Below are 17506 nucleotides of genomic sequence, written 5' to 3' on the forward strand. Positions count from 1 at the left end.
ATCAGTGATGGACGACGCGACCACGATCGAAGCGCCCGCCGCGCTGAAAGCGTCCGGCGGCGGCATCCGGATGGAGAAGATTATCGTTGCTATCCACGGGGTGGGCAGCCAGATACGCAGCAGCACAATCCGCTCGGTCGCGCGCCGCTTTGGCGCACGCAGCGAGCCGCCGCTGCCGGTGATGCCACTTGGGTACTTCAATAATGCGGAAGGCAGCAATATCCGCTGGAGCCGGCTCGACGCCAAACCATCGGACCCGCTGGCCAAAATCGGCTTTGCGGAAGTGTATTGGGCCGACATCCCCAGGAAGGTGGTCAGCTCCAATGACACGCTTGAAGAAACCAAGGCCTGGGCCCGCACCGTGGTCAGCCGCGCCGAGGCCGTTTATCGGCAAGCCAGGGTGCCCGACCCGCAACTGACGCGCCAGGACTTCGCTCTGGGCATCGGCGTCGTCGAGGAAATCACGGAAACGGTCAGCGTCCTCGAAAACCTTCTTTTCCTGGCCAACAAGGCCGGCCTGTTCAAATTTGAACTTGGCGAGCTGCTGCGCGATTACGTCGGCGATGTGCAGGTCGTGACCGATTTCGCGTATTACCGGAACAAGATCCTGTTCAAGTTCCATAGCGCCTTGGCGGCGGTCGTCGCCACATATCAGGAAACCTACCCCGGCAAGGCGCCCGAAATTTACCTGGTAGCGCACAGCGAAGGGTCCGTTATCAGCTTCCTGGGGCTGCTGCAGGCGCTGGCCGGCCAGCCCATTGCCGACCCCGACGATCCCGGCACGGTGGTGAACGGATCGTGGATTAGCTTCGTGCGCGGCTTCATGACGATCGGGTCGCCCATCGACAAGCACATCGCCTTGTGGCCGAAATTGTGGGAAGGATTTTCGTACAAGAGCAATGTCGACCAGGCCGGTGCGGTGACCATCGCGCCGAAGGGCGGCGGCGCCGCGATAGTCAAGCTCCCAAGCAAAATCGAGTGGCGCAACTATTTCGATTACGGCGATCCGATCGGCTTCAGGCTGGAATCGGCGGTCCGGCTTCTGCAAGACCGGGGCTGTGACGCGTTCGAATTCAAAACGGCGGACCATGATTTTGGCTTCAGCCGCTACTGGCTGCCGGGGAAGGCCCACAACGACTATTGGGATGACGGCGAAGTCTTCGGTCATTTCATCGATGACGTGATGCTCCGTTCCGCCAGGGCCGCGGTTCCGCCCGCCAGTTCCCTGTTGGTCCAGTATGCGTCCAAGACGGCACTCTACTCGGTGACGTTCCTGCTGCACCTGGCCGCCGTGTTCTTGCTATACTGGGCACTGACCGATCCGGGGCCGGGCTTTCCCTCGCTGTTCGGCCCCAAGACCGTGCTGGCCATGATCGCGCTCGGTGGCGTGTTGATGAGCATCACCGTGGCGACCCGCATCCCTCGGCTGGTCAAACTGCGCGGCGTGCGATGGGAGCTGGCGTCCCTGGCCGCTTTCCTGGTGGGCGCCGGCCTGATCTGGATACTGCCGGATGACGTGGCCAATTTCCTCGGGGGAAAGCTGCCCGTGCTGCCGATGCTGTCCGGCCTCGACGCCGACGCCCAGGTCCGCGCCTTGCTGATCGGCGCCAGCTTCGCGGTGGTGCTCCTTGCCGGATGGATGGTGCCGCGCCGGCCGAAGTGGAGCCGCCGGACACTGATCGGCGCCGGCGTATTCGCGGTGGGCGCCATCATCATCGGCCGATTGACCGGCGTGGAACACCCTCCTCCCGTCTGGCCGGTTGTCCTGGCGAGCCTGATATTCATCTACCTGTGGTGGCTGGGCATCCTGTTGTTCGACCTGACCTTCATCTGGCACCGGTACGTCCGCGAGGCGGTGTTCGTCCAGGTGCTGCGATGCTGGGGCCGTGGCCAGGACGCGAAGCCGCGTCCGCTGATGGGAATTGGGCCGGATGAGTTCGCGCAGCAGAAGAAGTCGGCTGCGGGAAGCCGCCGGCCTGCCGGTGCGAAGGTATGAAGATCGTACCAGGGGCAAAATCACGCCCCGCTATTGAATGCGCCCGGCTTACAGCAGCGTTTCCAGAATCGCGATGAGCGTCGCGCGGGTTTCCTCGATCGATTTGGTCGAATCGACGACCACGATGCGCTCCGGGAACTGGGCGGCGCGGCGCAGGTACTCGTTGCGGCAGGCGGCAAAGAAATCGGCCTGCTCCTGCTCGAACTTGTCGAGGGTGCGGGTGGCGTCGAGGCGCGCGCGCGCGACGTCCAGCGGCACGTCGAACAGGAAGGTCAGCGCCGGCTGCAGGTGCGGATGCACCCATTGCTCCAGCGCCTCCATCTTGGCGCGGTCCAGGCCGCGGCCGCCGCCCTGGTAGGCGAAGCTGGCGTCGGTGAAGCGGTCCGAAATCACCCACTCGCCGCGCGCCAGGGCCGGCTCGATGACCTGCGCCATGTGCTCGCGGCGGCTGGCGAACATCAGCAAGGCTTCGGTTTCCAGGTGCATCTTCTCGTGCAGCAGCATGTCGCGCAGCTTTTCGCCGACGGAGGTGCCGCCCGGCTCGCGCGACGACACCACGGCCTTGCCGCGCGACTTCAGGAAGTCGGCCACGAAGGCGATGTGGGTCGATTTTCCGGCGCCGTCGATGCCTTCGAAACTGATGAACTTGCCGGGTGCTGCGGTGCTGTCGTGGGTCATGAAACGCTTATCGTTGAAATTGATTGACTGCTTTGTTGTGGTCGCTCAGGTTGCCGGAAAACTTGCTGGTGCCGTCGCCGCGCGAGACGAAATACAGCGCGTCGGTCTTGGCCGGTCCCAGCGCCGCGTCGAGCGACTGCACGCCCGGCAAGGCGATCGGCGTCGGCGGCAGGCCGGCGCGCGTATAGGTATTGTAAGGGGTGTCGGTTTCCAGGTCCTTCTTGCGGATCTTGCCCTCGTACTTCTCGCCCATGCCGTAGATGACGGTCGGATCGGTCTGCAGCAGCATGCCCATCTTGAGGCGGTTGACGAACACGCCGGCGATCATCGTGCGCTCGGACTTCTGGCCTGTTTCTTTCTCGACGATCGACGCCATCACCAGCGCCTGGTACGGCGACGCGTATGGCAAGCTCGGATCGCGCTTTTCCCACGCGGTGTTCAGGCGCGCCAGCATCGCCGAATGCGCCTGCTTATAGATATGCATGTCGGGCGAACCCTTGGCGAACAGATAGGTGTCCGGGAAGAACAGGCCTTCGGGCGCCTTGAATTCCGGGTCGATCTTCGCCATCAGCTCATGGTCCGACAGCTCGGCGGTCTCGTGCTTGAGGCCCTTGTTGGCGGCGATCGCCGCGCGCATCTGCTTGAAAGTCCAGCCCTCGATGATGGTCAGCGACTCCTGGGCGAACTCGCCGCGAACCAGTTGGTCGACCAGGCGCCGCGGCGTGGTGTTCGGCTTCAGCTCGTAACTGCCGGCCTTGATGCGCGAGGCCTTTTGCGTCACCCGCGCCAGCAGCGAGAACAGGAAGGGGTTGACCGGCACGCCGGCCGCCGCGATCTGCTGGGACGCCACGCCGACGCCGCTGCCTGGCAGCACCGTGAACGGAATCACCGACTCCCCTGTGGTGATCGGCTGCTTCGACCACCAGGTGAAGGCGCCGGCGGCCGCGACCGTAACGATGATGCCGGTGATGAAAGTTTTTTTAATGAAGCCCATGCTTGTTCTTTTGGTTTTTCGGGGAGTCCGGCGGGAATTTCTCGACATCTTTATAATGAACCCGTAATGATAATGCTTTAGACAGAAAGTATTTAAGGAATTTATGGATAACTGGAATGCCTATCTCGCGTCCCAAGGCGCGCGTTACAGCCCGGATGATACCCTGCAAGCGGCCGATTTTGGCCGCGCACTGAACGCGGCCGACCTGGCCGGCGGTTTCGTGGCCGTGATCAGCGACCTCGGCGTGATTTCGGTCAGCGGCGACGATGCGGCCAGTTTCCTGCACAACCAGCTGACCAACGACGTCGAGCATCTCGGCATCGGCGAAGCGCGGCTGGCCGGGTATTGCTCGCCGAAGGGGCGCCTGCAGGCCACCTTCCTCATGTGGCGCAACGCCGAATCCGTGTTCCTGCAGTTGCCGCGCGAAATCCAGCCGCCGCTGCAAAAGCGCCTGTCGATGTTCGTGCTGCGCGCCAAGGCCAAGCTGGCCGACGCCGGCGCCGGCCTGGTCACGCTCGGCCTGGGCGGCGCCGCGGCCGAAGCGGCGCTGCGCCAGCACGTCGACGTGCTGCCGGCCGCGCCGTACGGCAAGGTCGACCATGCGCTCGGCACCGTCATCCGCGTCGCCGACGCGTTCGAACTGCCGCGCTATGAATGGCTGATGACGCCGGACACCGCGACCGCGGTGCTGCCGGCGCTGCGCGCCTCGCTGGCGCTGGGCGGCAACCAGGCGTGGCAACTGTCGGCGATCCACGCCGGCATTCCGCAGATCACCGCCAAAACGCAGGAACAATTCGTCCCGCAAATGGTCAACTTCGAGCTGCTGGGTGGGGTCAACTTCAAGAAAGGCTGCTACCCGGGCCAGGAAATTGTCGCGCGCAGCCAGTATCTTGGCAAGCTGAAGCGGCGCACCGCGCTGGCATCGATCGACGTCGGCAGCGCCCAGGCGGGCGACGAAGTGTTCGCCGCGGCCGATCCCGGCCAGCCCTGCGGCATGCTGGTCAACGTCGCGCCGAACGGCGCCGGCGGCGTCGATGCGCTGGTCGAGATGAAGCTCGCGGCGCTCGGCGAAGGCGACATCCGCCTCGGCTCGGCCGGCGGCGAACCGCTGATCCTCAAGTCCATGCCCTACCTGCTCGACGCCCTCGACGTCTGATCCGGCATGAACGACCTGTACATCTACTACCAGGTGCGCGACAGCGATGCCGCGGCACTTGCGCCGCGCGTGCGCGCGATGCAGCAGCGCCTCGGCGCCGGTGCGGTCAAGCGCCGGCCGCAGGCCAGGGATGGCGTGCAAACCTGGATGGAAATCTACCCTGCCACCGGCGCCGGCTTCGAGCTCGCGCTGGCCGATGCGGTGCGCGACGCCGGCCTGGCCGAACTGATCGCCGGACCGCGCCATACCGAAATTTTCACGGATTTAGAACTATGTGCCTGATCGTTTTTGCATGGCAGGTGGTGCCGGGCGCGCCGCTGGTGGCCGCCGCCAACCGCGACGAATTCTATGACCGGCCCGCGGTGCCGGCCGGCCGCTGGCCCGAGCATCCGCAGGTGTACGCGGGCCGCGACTTGCGCGGCGGCGGCAGCTGGATGGGCATCACGGACGAATCGGCCGGCGGCAAGTTCGCCGCGCTGACCAACATCCGCAGCCCGCTGGACCGGCGCACGGATGCGCCCACGCGCGGCGCGCTGGTGGCCGATTACCTGCTTGGGAATCTGTCGGCGCCGGAGTACATCGCCAGCATCGCCCACACGGCGGGCGACTACAACGGCTTCAACCTGGTGCTGGGCGACCGCGAGTCGCTGTACTGGTTCTCGAACCGCGCAGACGGCGACGAACGCAATGGCAAGGCGCTGGCGCCTGGCATCTACGGCATCTCCAACGGCCTGCTCGATTCGCCGTGGCCGAAGGTGGTCAGGACCAAGGCGCAATTCGCCAGCCTGCTGTGCCAGGGCGCGCCGGAAGACGCCTACTTCGAGATGCTGGCCGACACCACGCGGGCGCCGGACATGCGGCTGCCCGATACCGGCATCGAGATTGGACTGGAGCGGGTGCTGTCGGCTGTCTGCATCGAGACCCCCGGGTATGGGACGCGCACGTCGACGGTGGTGAAGGTGTTTGCCGATGCGCCGGCCGAACTGCACGAGCGCGTGCTGCAGTAGAAAATACACGCGGCGTCGACAAAGGCGGGGTCAGGTCCGCCGGACCTGACCCCAGGTTTTAGGCCGCGGCCTTCGAATCACTTTGCCTGCATCTTCGCCTTTAGCGCATCACGCACATGCGGCGTCGCCGCGTACGGATCGCTCGGATTGCGCACCTTGACGATATCCTCCATTCGCGTCGCCACGCCTTCCAGCGCGCCCGGATGCGAGAAAATATAGAACTGCCCCGCCGCGATCGCATCGAACGTCATCTTCGCCACGTCGGCCGCCGACACCTTCCCCGACTCCACCGCCTTTTGCGTCATCGCCTGCGCCGCCTTCTGGCTGGCCGTCGGCGCGTCTTCCATCTTGACGTCCTCCGGCCGGTTGCGATGCGACTGGCTGATCCCGGTCGGCACGAAGTACGGGCACAGCACCGACACGCCGATCGGCGCGTCCACCAGCTGCAGGTCGTGATACAGCGTTTCCGTCAGCGACACCACCGCATGCTTGGACACGTTGTAGACGCCCATCGCCGGCGCATTCAACAGGCCCGCCATCGACGCCGTGTTGACGATATACCCTTCGTAAGCCGGATCGAGTTCAGCCTGTTTCAGCATCGGCGGAGTGAACATGCGTATGCCGTTGATCACGCCCCAGAGATTCACGCCGAGCACCCATTCCCAGTCCGCCTTCGAATTCTCCCAGATCAGCCCACCCGATCCGACTCCGGCGTTATTGAGTAGCAGATGGACCGCTTTGAAGTGAAGGATCGTTGCGACCACCAGCGCGCGCACCTCATCTTCGTCGCGCACGTCGCACGTCAGGGCGAGCACGTCGGCGCCCTGACTTTTCAGTTCGGCCGCGGCCTTGTCCAGCGCGTCCTTCTGAACGTCCGCCAGCACGATCCTCATGCCCAGCTCCGCGGCGCGATTGGCGAATTCGCGGCCAAGGCCGCTGGCGCCGCCGGTGATGACGGCCACTTTGCCTTTGAAGTCTTTCATGCCTGCCTCCTTAAACTGCGCTCACGCCGCCGTCGACCGCCAGCGTTTGCCCGGTGATGTGCTTGCCGGCGTCGGACGCGAACAGGATCGTCGCTCCCTTCAGGTCCTCGTCGTCGCCAATGCGGCCCAGCGGCGCGTCCTTGGCCAGCACCTCTTCGCCAAAAGTCGCCAGCACGCCCTTGGTCATTTTGGACGGGAAGAAGCCCGGCGCGATCGAATTGACCGTGATGCCGTAGCGGCCCCACTCGCCGGCCAGCGTGCGGGTGAAATTGACCACCGCGCCCTTGGACGTGTTGTAGGCGATCGTCTTCATCGTGCCCGGCGGGTTGCCGGCCAGGCCGGCGATCGACGAGATGTTGATGATGCGGCCGTATTGGCGCGGAATCATCGACGCCTTGCCGACCGCCTGCGTGACCAGGAAGATGCTGCGGATATTCAGGTTCATCACCTTGTCCCACGCCTCAACCGGATAGTCTTCGGCCGGCGCGCCCCAGCTTGCGCCGGCGTTATTGACCAGGATGTCGATGTGGCCGAGCCGCTTGATCGCTTCGTCGACGAAGGGCTGCACCTGCGCGTCCTCGGACAGGTCGGCTGCGATGGCGGAAGCATCGATGCCGCGCGCCGTCAGGTGCGCCACCGCCTCGTCGAGTTCATCCTGCTTGCGCGCCGACAGAACCACGCGCGCGCCCTGCTCGCCGAGCGCTTCGGCCATCTGCAGGCCGAGGCCGCGCGAGCCGCCGGTGACCAACGCCGTTTTGCCGGCGAGGGAAAACAGTTCCTGGGTTGTCCGCATATCAGGCCTCGTAGTCCATGCACTGGCGCTCGGAGCGCACCGCGCCGATGAACGGCTTGACCGCCTCGTGGGTCGGATGCGAGGCGTAGGCGTCGAGCGCCGCCTTGTTCTCGAACTCCGAGTACAGCACGATGTCGTAGGTCGCCTCCAGGCCCGGCTGCGCCAGCGCCACTTCGAATTTCAGGATGCCCGGCACGATGTTCGCGCAGGCGTCCAGCTTCTGCTTCATTGTCGCGGCGTTGGCGGCCTTGTCGGCGCCCTCGGCCGAGTCCTTCAGTTTCCACATGACGATGTGCTTGATCATTGCTGCTCCATTGTTGTTGTACTTAATCAGAACCACGCGTCCCGCATGTCCAGCGTGGTGGTGTCGATGCTGGCCAACAGGTCGAGCTGCGGCGCGACCTTCGGCAATTCCCACTTGAAGAAATAGCGGCAGGCTTGCAGCTTGCCGCTATAGAAATCCTGATCCAGGCCCGTTGCCCGCGCCGCGGCCATCGCCTGCTCGAGCCAGATCCACGCGACGATGGTATGGCCGACCGCTTCCAGGTACACGCTGGCATTGGCCAGTGTCTTGTTCATGTCGCCGGCAGCGTACAGCGCGGCCGTCACTTCCGCAATGCGCCGCCAGGTGCGGTCAAGCTGCGCTGCGTAGTCGGGGAATGGTTCCCGCGCCGCGGCGATGGTTGCTGCGACTTCGGCGCCGACCGCGCGGAACAGCGCGCCGTCCTGGATCGACACCTTGCGGCCCAGCAGGTCCAGGCCGTGAATGCCGTGCGTGCCTTCGTGGATGGCGTTGAGGCGGTTGTCGCGGTAGAACTGCTCGACGTTGTACTCGCGGGTGTAGCCGTAGCCTCCGTGCACCTGGATCGCCAGGCTGTTCGCCTCGACGCACCATTGCGATGGCCAGGACTTGGCGATCGGCGTCAGGAAATCGAGCAGCTGGCCGGCACGGCGGCGCTCCTCCCCGGCCTCGGCGCTGTGCTGCTCGTCGACCAGCCGCGCGCAATACAGCACCAGCGCGAGCGCGCCTTCGGTGTAGGCCTTCTGCGCCAGCAGCATGCGCCGCACGTCGGTGTGCTCGATGATCGGCAGCTGCGGTTTGGCGGGATCCTTCTCCGCCGGATGGCGCCCCTGCGGCCGGCTGCGCGCGTAGTCGAGCGAATGCAGGTAGCCCGTCACGCCGAGCGCCGCAGCCCCCAGGCCGACGCCGATGCGCGCCTCGTTCATCATGTGGAACATGCAGGCCAGGCCCTTGTGCGGCTCGCCGACCAGGTAGCCGATCGCGCCCGCCCTGCCCTGCGGCTTGAACTTGCCTTCGCCGAAATTGAGCAGGCAGTTGGTGGTGCCGCGGTTGCCCATCTTGTGATTCAGGCCGGCGAGCACCACGTCGTTGCGCTCGCCGTCGGGGAGGAATTTGGGCACGATGAACAGCGAAATGCCTTTGACGCCGGGGATCAGCTTTCCGTCCGGGCCGGGGATCTTGGCCAGCACCAGGTGGACGATGTTCCTGGCCAGGTCATGCTCGCCGGCGGAGATCCACATCTTGTTGCCGGTCAGCCGATACTGGCCCTCGCCATCCGACTCGGCGCGCGTGACGATGTCGGACAGGCTCGATCCCGCCTGCGGCTCGGACAGGCACATGGTGCCGAAGAATTCGCCGGCCATCATCGGCTTGACGAATTGCTCGACCTGTTCCGGCGTCGCGGTCTTGAGCAGCGTGTTGGCGTTGGCCATCGTCAGGAAGATATAGGCCGACGTGGACACGTTGGCGGCGGTGAACCATGCGATCGCGGCCTTTTCGACCACCGATGGCAGCTGCATGCCGCCCATGTCGTAGTCCTGGCCGGCGGCCAGCAGGCCCGCCGCGGCGAAGGCGTCGAGCGCCTTTTTCACTTCGGGGATGATGACGACGGCGTCGCCTTCGAGGTGCGGCTCGTTGGCGTCGCTTTTCTTGTTATGGGGCGCGAACAGGTCGGTGGCGATCTGTTCGGCGGTGTCGAGCACCGCGCCAAAGGTCTCGCGGCTGTGGTCGGCGAAGCGCGGGCGTGCCGTCAGCGACTCGGCATCGAGCCACTCGAACAGCAGAAAATCGAGATCGCGGCGGGATACTATTTTTGATTGCATGGTCGGGCGGCGGCGGCAAAGGCGGGGTCAGGTCCGGCGGACCTGACCCCATGTTTCAGATGACTTCGAACAGGCCGGCAGCGCCCTGCCCGCCGCCGATGCACATCGTGACGACCACGTACTTCACGCCGCGCCGCTTGCCTTCGATCAGCGCATGCCCCACCAGGCGCGCTCCCGACACGCCGTACGGGTGTCCCACCGCGATCGCGCCGCCGTTGACGTTCAGCCGGTCCATCGGGATGCCCAGCGTGTCGGCGCAATACAGCACCTGCACGGCGAACGCCTCATTCAGTTCCCACAGCCCGATGTCGGCAACCGTCAGCCCCGCCTTCTTCAGCAGCTTCGGCACCGCGAACACCGGTCCGATGCCCATTTCATCCGGCTCGCAGCCGGCCACCGCGAAGCCGCGGAAGATCCCCAGCGGCTGCAGCCCCTTGGCCTGCGCGACTTCCGCGCTCATCACGATGGCCACCGAGGCGCCGTCGGAGAACTGGCTGGCGTTGCCGGCGCTGATCACGCCGCCCGGCACCGCGCTGCGGATCTTGGATACCGCTTCGAGCGTGGTGTCGGCGCGGATGCCTTCGTCGGCCGATATGGTCACTTCGCGCGTCAGCAGCATGCCGCTGGGCTTGTCGGCCACGCCCATGGTGGTCGTCATCGGCACGATCTCCGCGTCGAACAGCCCGGCCGCCTGCGCCGCCGCGGCGCGCTGCTGGCTGCGCACGCCGTATTCGTCCTGCCGCTCGCGGCTGATGTTGTAGCGTTTGGCCACCGTTTCGGCGGTCTGCAGCATCGGCCAGTAGATCTCCGGCTTGTGCTCCTTCAGCCAGGTCTCGGCCAGCATGTGCCGGTTCATCTCCTGCTGCACGCAGGAGATCGATTCGACACCGCCGGCGGCATAGATCTCGCCTTCGCCGGCGATGATGCGCTGCGCCGCCAGCGCGATGGTCTGCAGGCCCGACGAGCAGAAACGGTTGACCGTCATGCCGGCCGTGGTGACCGGGCAGCCGCCGCGCAGCGCGATCTGGCGCGCGATGTTGGCGCCGGTCGCGCCTTCCGGATTGGCGCAGCCGATCAGCACGTCCTCGACCTCGCCGGATTCGATGCCGGCGCGCTGGATCGCCGCCTGCAGCACGTGCCCGCCCAAGGTCGCGCCGTGCGTCATGTTGAACGCGCCCTTCCACGATTTGGCCAAGGCGGTGCGGGCGGTCGATACGATGACGGCGTCTGACATACAGGTCTCCTGAGTTGGGGTGTGTTCGATACGAGAATAGCACAATATAGAACGGTCGTTCGCAAAAATATTGCGGCCGATTTTCTGTCAGTTTCGCGTAAGTTTGAAGCAAGCCTGTCGTAAGTTTAACGGTTCACACTGCGCCTAGCTGACGAAGTATCGGCTATTCCGATGAAACTAAAACTACACACGGAGACAAACATGGCAATCACACCCGGCATGACCGCGGGCGGACAAAACGCCGCACCGGCGTCCGCAGGCATCACCAAGGAGGAGCGCAAGGTCATTTTCGCGTCCTCCCTTGGAACCGTTTTCGAATGGTACGACTTCTACCTTTACGGTTCGCTCGCCGCGATCATCGGCAAGCAGTTCTTCCTGGGCGACCAGACCACTTCCTTCATCTTCGCGCTGATGACCTTCGCCGCCGGCTTCCTGGTGCGTCCGTTCGGCGCGCTGGTGTTCGGCCGCCTTGGCGACATGATCGGCCGGAAGTACACCTTCCTGATCACCATCCTGATCATGGGCGCGTCGACCTTCGTGGTCGGCCTGCTGCCTGGCTATGCCACCATCGGCATCGCCGCGCCGATCATCCTTGTGACCCTGCGCGTGCTGCAAGGCCTGGCGCTGGGCGGCGAGTACGGCGGCGCCGCAACCTATGTCGCGGAACACGCGCCCGAAGGCAAGCGCGGGTTCTTCACGTCCTGGATCCAGACCACCGCGACCCTGGGCCTGTTCCTGTCGCTGCTGGTCATCCTCGGCACCCGCACCGCGATCGGCGAGCCGGCGTTCCTCGAGTGGGGCTGGCGCGTGCCGTTCCTGGTTTCGGTGCTGCTGCTGGCCGTGTCGGTCTGGATTCGACTGTCGATGAACGAGTCGCCGGCATTCGCCAAAATGAAGGCCGAGGGCAAAACGTCGAAGTCGCCGTTGACCGAGTCCTTCCTGGTCGGCCGCAACGCCAAGATCGTGTTCCTGGCGCTGATTGGCCTGACCATGGGCCAGGCGGTGGTGTGGTACACCGGCCAGTTCTACGCGCTGTTCTTCCTGACCCAGACCCTGAAAGTGGACGGCCCCCTCGCCAACATCATGATCGCCGTTTCGCTGGCGCTGGCCACTCCGTTCTTCATCTTCTTCGGCAGCCTGTCGGACAGGATCGGCCGCAAGTACATCATCCTGGGCGGCTGCCTGATCGCGGCGCTGACCTACTTCCCGATCTTCGGCGCGATTACCCACTACGCCAATCCGGCGCTGGAAGCGGCGATCAAGAATTCGCCGGTGACGGTCGTCGCCGACCCGGCCACCTGCCACTTCCAGTTCAACGCAACCGGAACGAAGAAGTTCCCGTCGTCGTGCGATATCGCTACCGGCATGCTGACCGCCGCGTCGGTCAGCTACACCAAGGTTGACGCGGCTCCGGGCTCGGTGGCCGTGGTCAAGGTCGGCGACAAGGAGTTCAGCTCGTTCAATGCAAACATGGATGCCGCGGGCCTCGACTTCGATGCCGGCAGCAAGACCAAGGCGGCCGCGCTGAAGACGGAACTGGGCGGCGCGATCAAGGCGGCCGGTTACCCGGCCAAGGCCGATTCGGCGCAGATCAACAAGCCGATGGTTGTCGGCCTGCTGTTCATCCTGGTGCTGTACGTGACGATGGTGTATGGTCCGATCGCCGCGATGCTGGTCGAGATGTTCCCGACCCGGATCCGCTACACCTCGATGTCGCTGCCGTACCACATCGGTAACGGCTGGTTCGGCGGCTTCCTGCCGACCACCGCATTCGCGCTGGTCGCATGGAAAGGCGACATCTACTACGGCCTGTGGTACCCGATCGTCATCGCGCTGATCACCGTCGTCATCGGCACGCTGTTCGTCAAGGAGACCAAGGACAACGACATCTACGCGGAAGACTGATTGCAGCAGCCGCATCACCCCAAAAATGCCGCTAGCGATAGCGGCATTTTTCTTTGCGCTTCGTATATCATTGCCGCCACAATACCAACTACCCGGAGATCATCTTGCGCAAGTTCCCTTCCCTGCTGGTGGCCGGCGCCGTCTTCGCCACGCCAGTCGCCATGGCTGCCAGCAAGCCGACCGTGGCCGAGGCCGAGCGCTTCGTCGCCGACGCCGAAGCCAGGCTGGAAAAGATGAACATCAACGCCCAGCGCGCCGAATGGGTCGCGCAGAACTTCATCACCAGCGACACAGAAATCATCACCGCGCAGGCCAACGAGCAGTTCCTGACCGTGAACGGCGAAATGGCCCGCAAGGCGCGCCGCTTCAACGGCCTGAAACTGCCGGAAGCGACCGCGCGCAAGCTCAAGCTCTTGCAGCTGACGCTGTCCCTGTCCGACGCCGCCGACCGCGAGACCTACGCGCGCCTGGCCGCCGGCATGACCGGCTCCTACGGCAAGGCCAAGTACTGCCCCAAGCTGGCCGACGGCAGCACCGGCCCCTGCATGGCGCTGGGTGAAATGGAGAAGGTCCTGGCCGAGAGCCGCGATCCGGCGCGCCTGAAGGAGATGTGGCTGGGCTGGCACGCGCAGTCGCCGGCATATAAGCAGAACTACGCAGACTATGTCGCGATCTCCAACAAGGGCGCGCGCGAGATGGGCTTCGCGGACACCGGCGCGATGTGGCGCTCGCAGTACGACATGCCGCCGGAAGCGTTCGCCGCCGAGATGGAGCGGCTGTGGCAGCAGGTCAAGCCCCTGTACGACTCGCTGTACACCTACACCCGCTTCAAGCTGCGCCAGACCTACGGCTCGACGCTGGTGCCGGCCACCGGCCCGATTCCCGCCCACCTGTTCGGGAACATGTGGAGCCAGTCGTGGGACAACCTGTACCCGATTCTCAAGCCGCAGGTCGCCACCAGCAGCTATGACCTGGGCAAGGTGCTGGCCGAGCGCAAGACCGGCGCGCAGGACATGACGCGCTACGCCGAGCGCTTCTACACCTCGCTCGGCATGCAGCCGCTGCCGGCCACGTTCTGGGAGCGTTCGCTGCTGACCAAACCGAGGGACCGCGACGTGGTCTGCCACGCGTCGGCCTGGGACCTCGACAACCAGCTCGACGTACGCATCAAGATGTGCATCACGCCGACCGCCGAGGACTTCGCCACCATCCACCACGAGCTTGGCCACAATTACTACCAGATGGCCTACCGCAACCAGCCATACCTGTTCAAGAATGGCGCCAACGAAGGCTTCCACGAGGCGATCGGCGACACCGTGGCGCTGTCGATCACGCCGGATTACCTGATGAAGGTGTCGTTGATGACCGCGGCGCCGGATCCGGCGCAGGATCTCGGCCCGATGATGCATCGCGCGCTGGCGAAGGTCGCGTTCCTGCCGTTCGCCTTCCTGGTCGACCAGTGGCGCTGGAAGGTCTACGCCGGCGCGACCAAGCCGGCCGACTACGACAAATCGTGGTGGGAGCTGCGCGAGAAGTACCAGGGCGTGGCGCGCCCGGCGCCGATGGCCGACGGCGGCTTCGATGCCGGCGCCAAGTACCACGTCGCCAGCGACACCTCGTACTCGCGCTACTTCCTGGCCACGCTGCTGCAGTTCCAGTTCCACCGCGCGCTGTGCCGCGAGGCCGGCAATACCGAGCCGCTGAACCGCTGCTCGATCTACGGCAACAAGAAAGCCGGCGCGAGGTTCCAGGCGATGCTGGAAATGGGCGCGAGCAAGCCGTGGCCGGAGGCGCTGAAGGCCATCACCGGCGAAGACAAGATCGACGGCGGCGCGCTGATCGACTACTTCGCGCCGCTCAAGGCCTGGCTCGATGTCCAGAACAAGCAGCTGGCGCTGACAGACAAGGACGTCAAACCCTGAACGGTTCAGTGAACGAAAAATGCCGCTAGCGATAGCGGCATTTTTTATGCTTGTGTTAGACAATTAACGAGGGGTATCGAACCAGGCAGCCTCTGCGTAGAGGCATATGATTGAGCAAAGATTAACGCCTTGAACAAGGAGCTCATCATGATCGACAGTGAAAAACACAACCAGGAAAATTGCGCTGCGGCTTGCGAGGCCGCGATTGCGGCGTGCCAGACATGCGCGGCGGCGGACTTTCGAGCGGGCACAGAACTCTGCGCGCTGATTTGCCTCGATTGCGCGGACATCTGTACTGCGACAATGAACGCGCTGGCGCGCGGCTCGCCACACCATGGCGATTTCTGCGCCGTGTGCGCGCATATTTGCCGTGCCTGCGTCGCGGCTTGCGAGCCGCACGCCGCGATCCATGAACACTGCGCCATCTGCATGCGCGCATGCGAGCACTGCGCGTGGGAATGCACGAAGCACGCCAAGGAACGTCACTGCTAGCGTAAAGATGGGGTCAGGTCCGGCGGACCTGACCCCGCGGCACGATCAGTCGTTGAAGCGCTTGCCTTCCGCGGCCAGCTTGACCAGCAACGGCGCCGGCTTCCACGCATCGCCATGCCGCCCCTTGGCATACTTCTCGATCGCCATCATCACGTTGTACAGTCCCACCGAATCGGCATAGAACATCGGTCCGCCGCGGAACACCGGGAAGCCATACCCGGTCAGGTACACGATGTCGATGTCCGACGCACGCAATGCAATCCCCTCCTCCAGGATGCGCGCGCCTTCGTTCACCAGCGAATACACCAGCCGCTCGACGATTTCTTCGTCCGAGATCTTTCGGCGCGGGACGCCGATGTCGGCCGAATTCCTGACGATCATGTCGTTGACCTCCTGGCTCGGATACGCCTTGCGGTCGCCGGCCTTGTAGTCGTACCAGCCGGCGCCGGTCTTCTGGCCGAAGCGGCCCATCTCGCACAGCAGGTCGGCGGTCTTCGAGTACACGATGTCCGGCTGCTCCACGTAGCGGCGCTTGCGGATGTACCAGCCGATGTCGTTGCCGGCCAGGTCGCCCATGCGGAACGGTCCCATCGCGAAGCCGAACTTCTCGGCGGCCTTGTCGACCTGCTCCGGCAGGCAGCCTTCTTCCAGCAGGAAGCCGGCCTGGCGCACGTACTGCTCGACCATGCGGTTGCCGATGAAGCCGTCGCACACGCCCGACACCACGCCGGTCTTCTTCAGTTTCTTCGACAGCGCCAGCGTGGTCGCCAGCACGTCCTTGCCGGTCTCTTTGCCGCGCACGATCTCCAGCAGCTTCATCACGTTGGCCGGGCTGAAGAAGTGGGTGCCGACGACATCCTGCGGCCGGCTGGTGAAGGCGGCGATCTTGTCCACGTCCAGCGTCGAGGTGTTCGACGCCAGGATCGCGCCCGGCTTCATCACCGCGTCGAGCTGCTTGAACACCGACTCCTTCACGCCCATGTCCTCGAACACGGCCTCGATCACGATATCGGCCTGGGCGATGTCCTGGTAGGCCAGGGTGCCGGTGATCAGGCCGACCCGCTGGTCGAACTTCTCCTGCGTCAGCTTGCCCTTCTTCATGGTGTTCTCGTAGTTCTTGCGGATCGTCGCCAGGCCCTTGTCCAGCGCTTCCTGTTTGGTCTCGAGCAGGATCACCGGGATGCCGGCGTTCGCGAAGTTCATCGCGATGCCGCCGCCCATGGTGCCGGCGCCGACGATCGCCGCCTGGCGGATCTCGCGCACCGGCGTATCGGCCGGCACGTCCGGCACCTTGCTGGCGTTACGCTCGGCGAAGAAGGAGTGGCGCAGCGCCTTCGACTCCGGGGTCTGCGCCAGGTGCAGGAAGCGTTCGCGCTCGAACTTCAGGCCGTCCTCGAATTTGTGGGTGACCGACGCCGCCACCGTCTCGACGCATTCGATCGGCGCCGGGAACGGTCCCGACATGGCCTTTACCGTATTGCGGGTGAACTGCAGGAAGGCTTCGTGGTTCGGATAATCGACTTTGCGGTCGCGCACTTTCGGCAGCGGACGCACGTCGGCCACCTTGTTTGCGAAGGCGATGGCCGATTCGAGCAGGTTCGCATCCTTGGCGAACAGCTCGTCGAACAGCGCCGTGTCGGCCAGCTTTTCGGACGGGATGAAGGTGCCCGAGACGATCATGTTGACCGCCTTTTCCAGGCCGACCACGCGCGGCAGGCGCTGGGTGCCGCCGGCGCCAGGCAGCAGGCCAAGCTTCACTTCCGGCAGCGCGATCTGGGCGCCTGGCATCGCCACGCGGTAGTTGCAGCCGAGGGCCAGTTCCAGGCCGCCGCCCATGCAGATGGTGTGGATCGCCGCGACGGTCGGCTTCTCCGAATTTTCGACCACGCGGATCAGCGAGTGCAGCGTGGGTTCGGTCAGGGCCTTCGGCGAATTGAATTCCTTGATGTCGGCGCCGCCGGAAAAGGCCTTGCCGGCGCCGGTGATCACGATCGCCTTGACCGCGTCGTCGGCTTGCGCCTTGCGCAGGCCCTCGACGGCCGCGGTGCGAGTCGCGAGACCCAGCCCGTTCACCGGCGGATTGTTCAATGTGATGACGGCGACACTGCCATTGACCACGTAATCGGCGCTCATTTGTATTCCTTTTGTCAGTTGAACCAGCAATTCTTAACTATAACCGATAAAAGTACGGTCGTATTATTTTTGTAGGGTCGGCTGCAACT

15 protein-coding genes are annotated in these 17506 nt (G+C 64.6%); 7 read left to right on the forward strand and 8 right to left on the reverse strand.

Annotation, left to right across the window (positions count from 1 at the left end; all coding sequences use genetic code 11):
* Window positions 1-7: 7 nt before the first annotated feature.
* Window positions 8-1996, forward strand: coding sequence for an MFS transporter (locus AC1D02_RS11590; protein ID WP_477316876.1), 1989 nt, complete (start codon window positions 8-10; stop codon window positions 1994-1996).
* A gap of 48 nt (window positions 1997-2044) precedes the next feature.
* Here AC1D02_RS11590 and tmk read toward each other — a convergent pair whose 3' ends face one another.
* Both tmk and mltG read right to left on the reverse strand, forming a co-directional pair.
* A complete protein-coding gene (tmk, locus tag AC1D02_RS11595; protein ID WP_477316878.1) occupies window positions 2045-2674 on the reverse strand; it encodes a dTMP kinase in 630 nt (209 codons plus the stop codon).
* A 7-nt stretch (window positions 2675-2681) separates the two neighbouring features.
* The gene (mltG, locus tag AC1D02_RS11600; protein ID WP_477316880.1) at window positions 2682-3668 is read right to left on the reverse strand and encodes an endolytic transglycosylase MltG; all 987 of its coding nucleotides are present in this window, start codon (window positions 3666-3668) and stop codon (window positions 2682-2684) included.
* A 103-nt stretch (window positions 3669-3771) separates the two neighbouring features.
* Here mltG and ygfZ point away from each other — a divergent pair, with 103 nt between their 5' ends.
* The 3 genes from ygfZ to AC1D02_RS11615 are packed head-to-tail and all read left to right on the forward strand — an operon-like array spanning window position 3772 to window position 5831.
* Window positions 3772-4824: a CAF17-like 4Fe-4S cluster assembly/insertion protein YgfZ gene (gene ygfZ, locus AC1D02_RS11605; protein WP_477316882.1), complete on the forward strand. Its 1053-nt coding sequence runs from the start codon at window positions 3772-3774 to the stop codon at window positions 4822-4824.
* A 6-nt stretch (window positions 4825-4830) separates the two neighbouring features.
* Window positions 4831-5106: a DUF4936 family protein gene (locus AC1D02_RS11610; protein ID WP_477316883.1), complete on the forward strand. Its 276-nt coding sequence runs from the start codon at window positions 4831-4833 to the stop codon at window positions 5104-5106.
* Window positions 5097-5831, forward strand: coding sequence for an NRDE family protein (locus tag AC1D02_RS11615; RefSeq protein ID WP_477316885.1), 735 nt, complete (start codon window positions 5097-5099; stop codon window positions 5829-5831). The genes AC1D02_RS11610 and AC1D02_RS11615 overlap by 10 nt, the downstream gene beginning before the upstream one ends.
* A gap of 77 nt (window positions 5832-5908) precedes the next feature.
* Here the strand turns inward: AC1D02_RS11615 and AC1D02_RS11620 are convergent, their stop codons facing one another.
* Genes AC1D02_RS11620 through AC1D02_RS11640 form a run of 5 tightly spaced genes read right to left on the reverse strand, consistent with a single transcriptional unit; the run spans window position 5909 to window position 10965 of the window.
* A complete protein-coding gene (locus AC1D02_RS11620; RefSeq protein WP_477316887.1) occupies window positions 5909-6814 on the reverse strand; it encodes an SDR family oxidoreductase in 906 nt (301 codons plus the stop codon).
* 10 nt (window positions 6815-6824) lie between these two features.
* Window positions 6825-7607, reverse strand: coding sequence for an SDR family oxidoreductase (locus tag AC1D02_RS11625; protein ID WP_477316889.1), 783 nt, complete (start codon window positions 7605-7607; stop codon window positions 6825-6827).
* A gap of 1 nt (window position 7608) precedes the next feature.
* Window positions 7609-7911 (reverse strand): Dabb family protein, encoded by a 303-nt coding sequence (locus AC1D02_RS11630; RefSeq protein ID WP_477316891.1) that lies wholly within the window; start codon window positions 7909-7911, stop codon window positions 7609-7611.
* 26 nt (window positions 7912-7937) lie between these two features.
* Window positions 7938-9731, reverse strand: a complete 1794-nt coding sequence (locus tag AC1D02_RS11635; protein ID WP_477316893.1) for an acyl-CoA dehydrogenase — start codon at window positions 9729-9731, stop codon at window positions 7938-7940.
* A gap of 55 nt (window positions 9732-9786) precedes the next feature.
* Window positions 9787-10965 carry an acetyl-CoA C-acyltransferase gene (locus AC1D02_RS11640; RefSeq protein ID WP_477316895.1) on the reverse strand — a complete coding sequence of 393 codons (1179 nt, stop codon included), beginning with the start codon at window positions 10963-10965 and terminating at the stop codon, window positions 9787-9789.
* Window positions 10966-11166: 201 nt separating this feature from the next.
* Here AC1D02_RS11640 and AC1D02_RS11645 point away from each other — a divergent pair, with 201 nt between their 5' ends.
* The 3 genes from AC1D02_RS11645 to AC1D02_RS11655 all read left to right on the forward strand — a co-directional run bounded on the left by AC1D02_RS11645 (window position 11167) and on the right by AC1D02_RS11655 (window position 15284).
* Window positions 11167-12870, forward strand: coding sequence for an MFS transporter (locus AC1D02_RS11645; RefSeq protein WP_477316897.1), 1704 nt, complete (start codon window positions 11167-11169; stop codon window positions 12868-12870).
* Window positions 12871-12974: 104 nt separating this feature from the next.
* Window positions 12975-14792 (forward strand): M2 family metallopeptidase, encoded by a 1818-nt coding sequence (locus tag AC1D02_RS11650; RefSeq protein ID WP_477316899.1) that lies wholly within the window; start codon window positions 12975-12977, stop codon window positions 14790-14792.
* A 147-nt stretch (window positions 14793-14939) separates the two neighbouring features.
* The gene (locus AC1D02_RS11655) at window positions 14940-15284 is read left to right on the forward strand and encodes a four-helix bundle copper-binding protein (protein WP_477316901.1); all 345 of its coding nucleotides are present in this window, start codon (window positions 14940-14942) and stop codon (window positions 15282-15284) included.
* A 45-nt stretch (window positions 15285-15329) separates the two neighbouring features.
* Here the strand turns inward: AC1D02_RS11655 and AC1D02_RS11660 are convergent, their stop codons facing one another.
* Window positions 15330-17417: a 3-hydroxyacyl-CoA dehydrogenase NAD-binding domain-containing protein gene (locus tag AC1D02_RS11660; RefSeq protein ID WP_477316903.1), complete on the reverse strand. Its 2088-nt coding sequence runs from the start codon at window positions 17415-17417 to the stop codon at window positions 15330-15332.
* Window positions 17418-17506: the final 89 nt, after the last annotated feature.

It is taken from the genome of Massilia sp. P1_C10 (assembly GCF_056406475.1).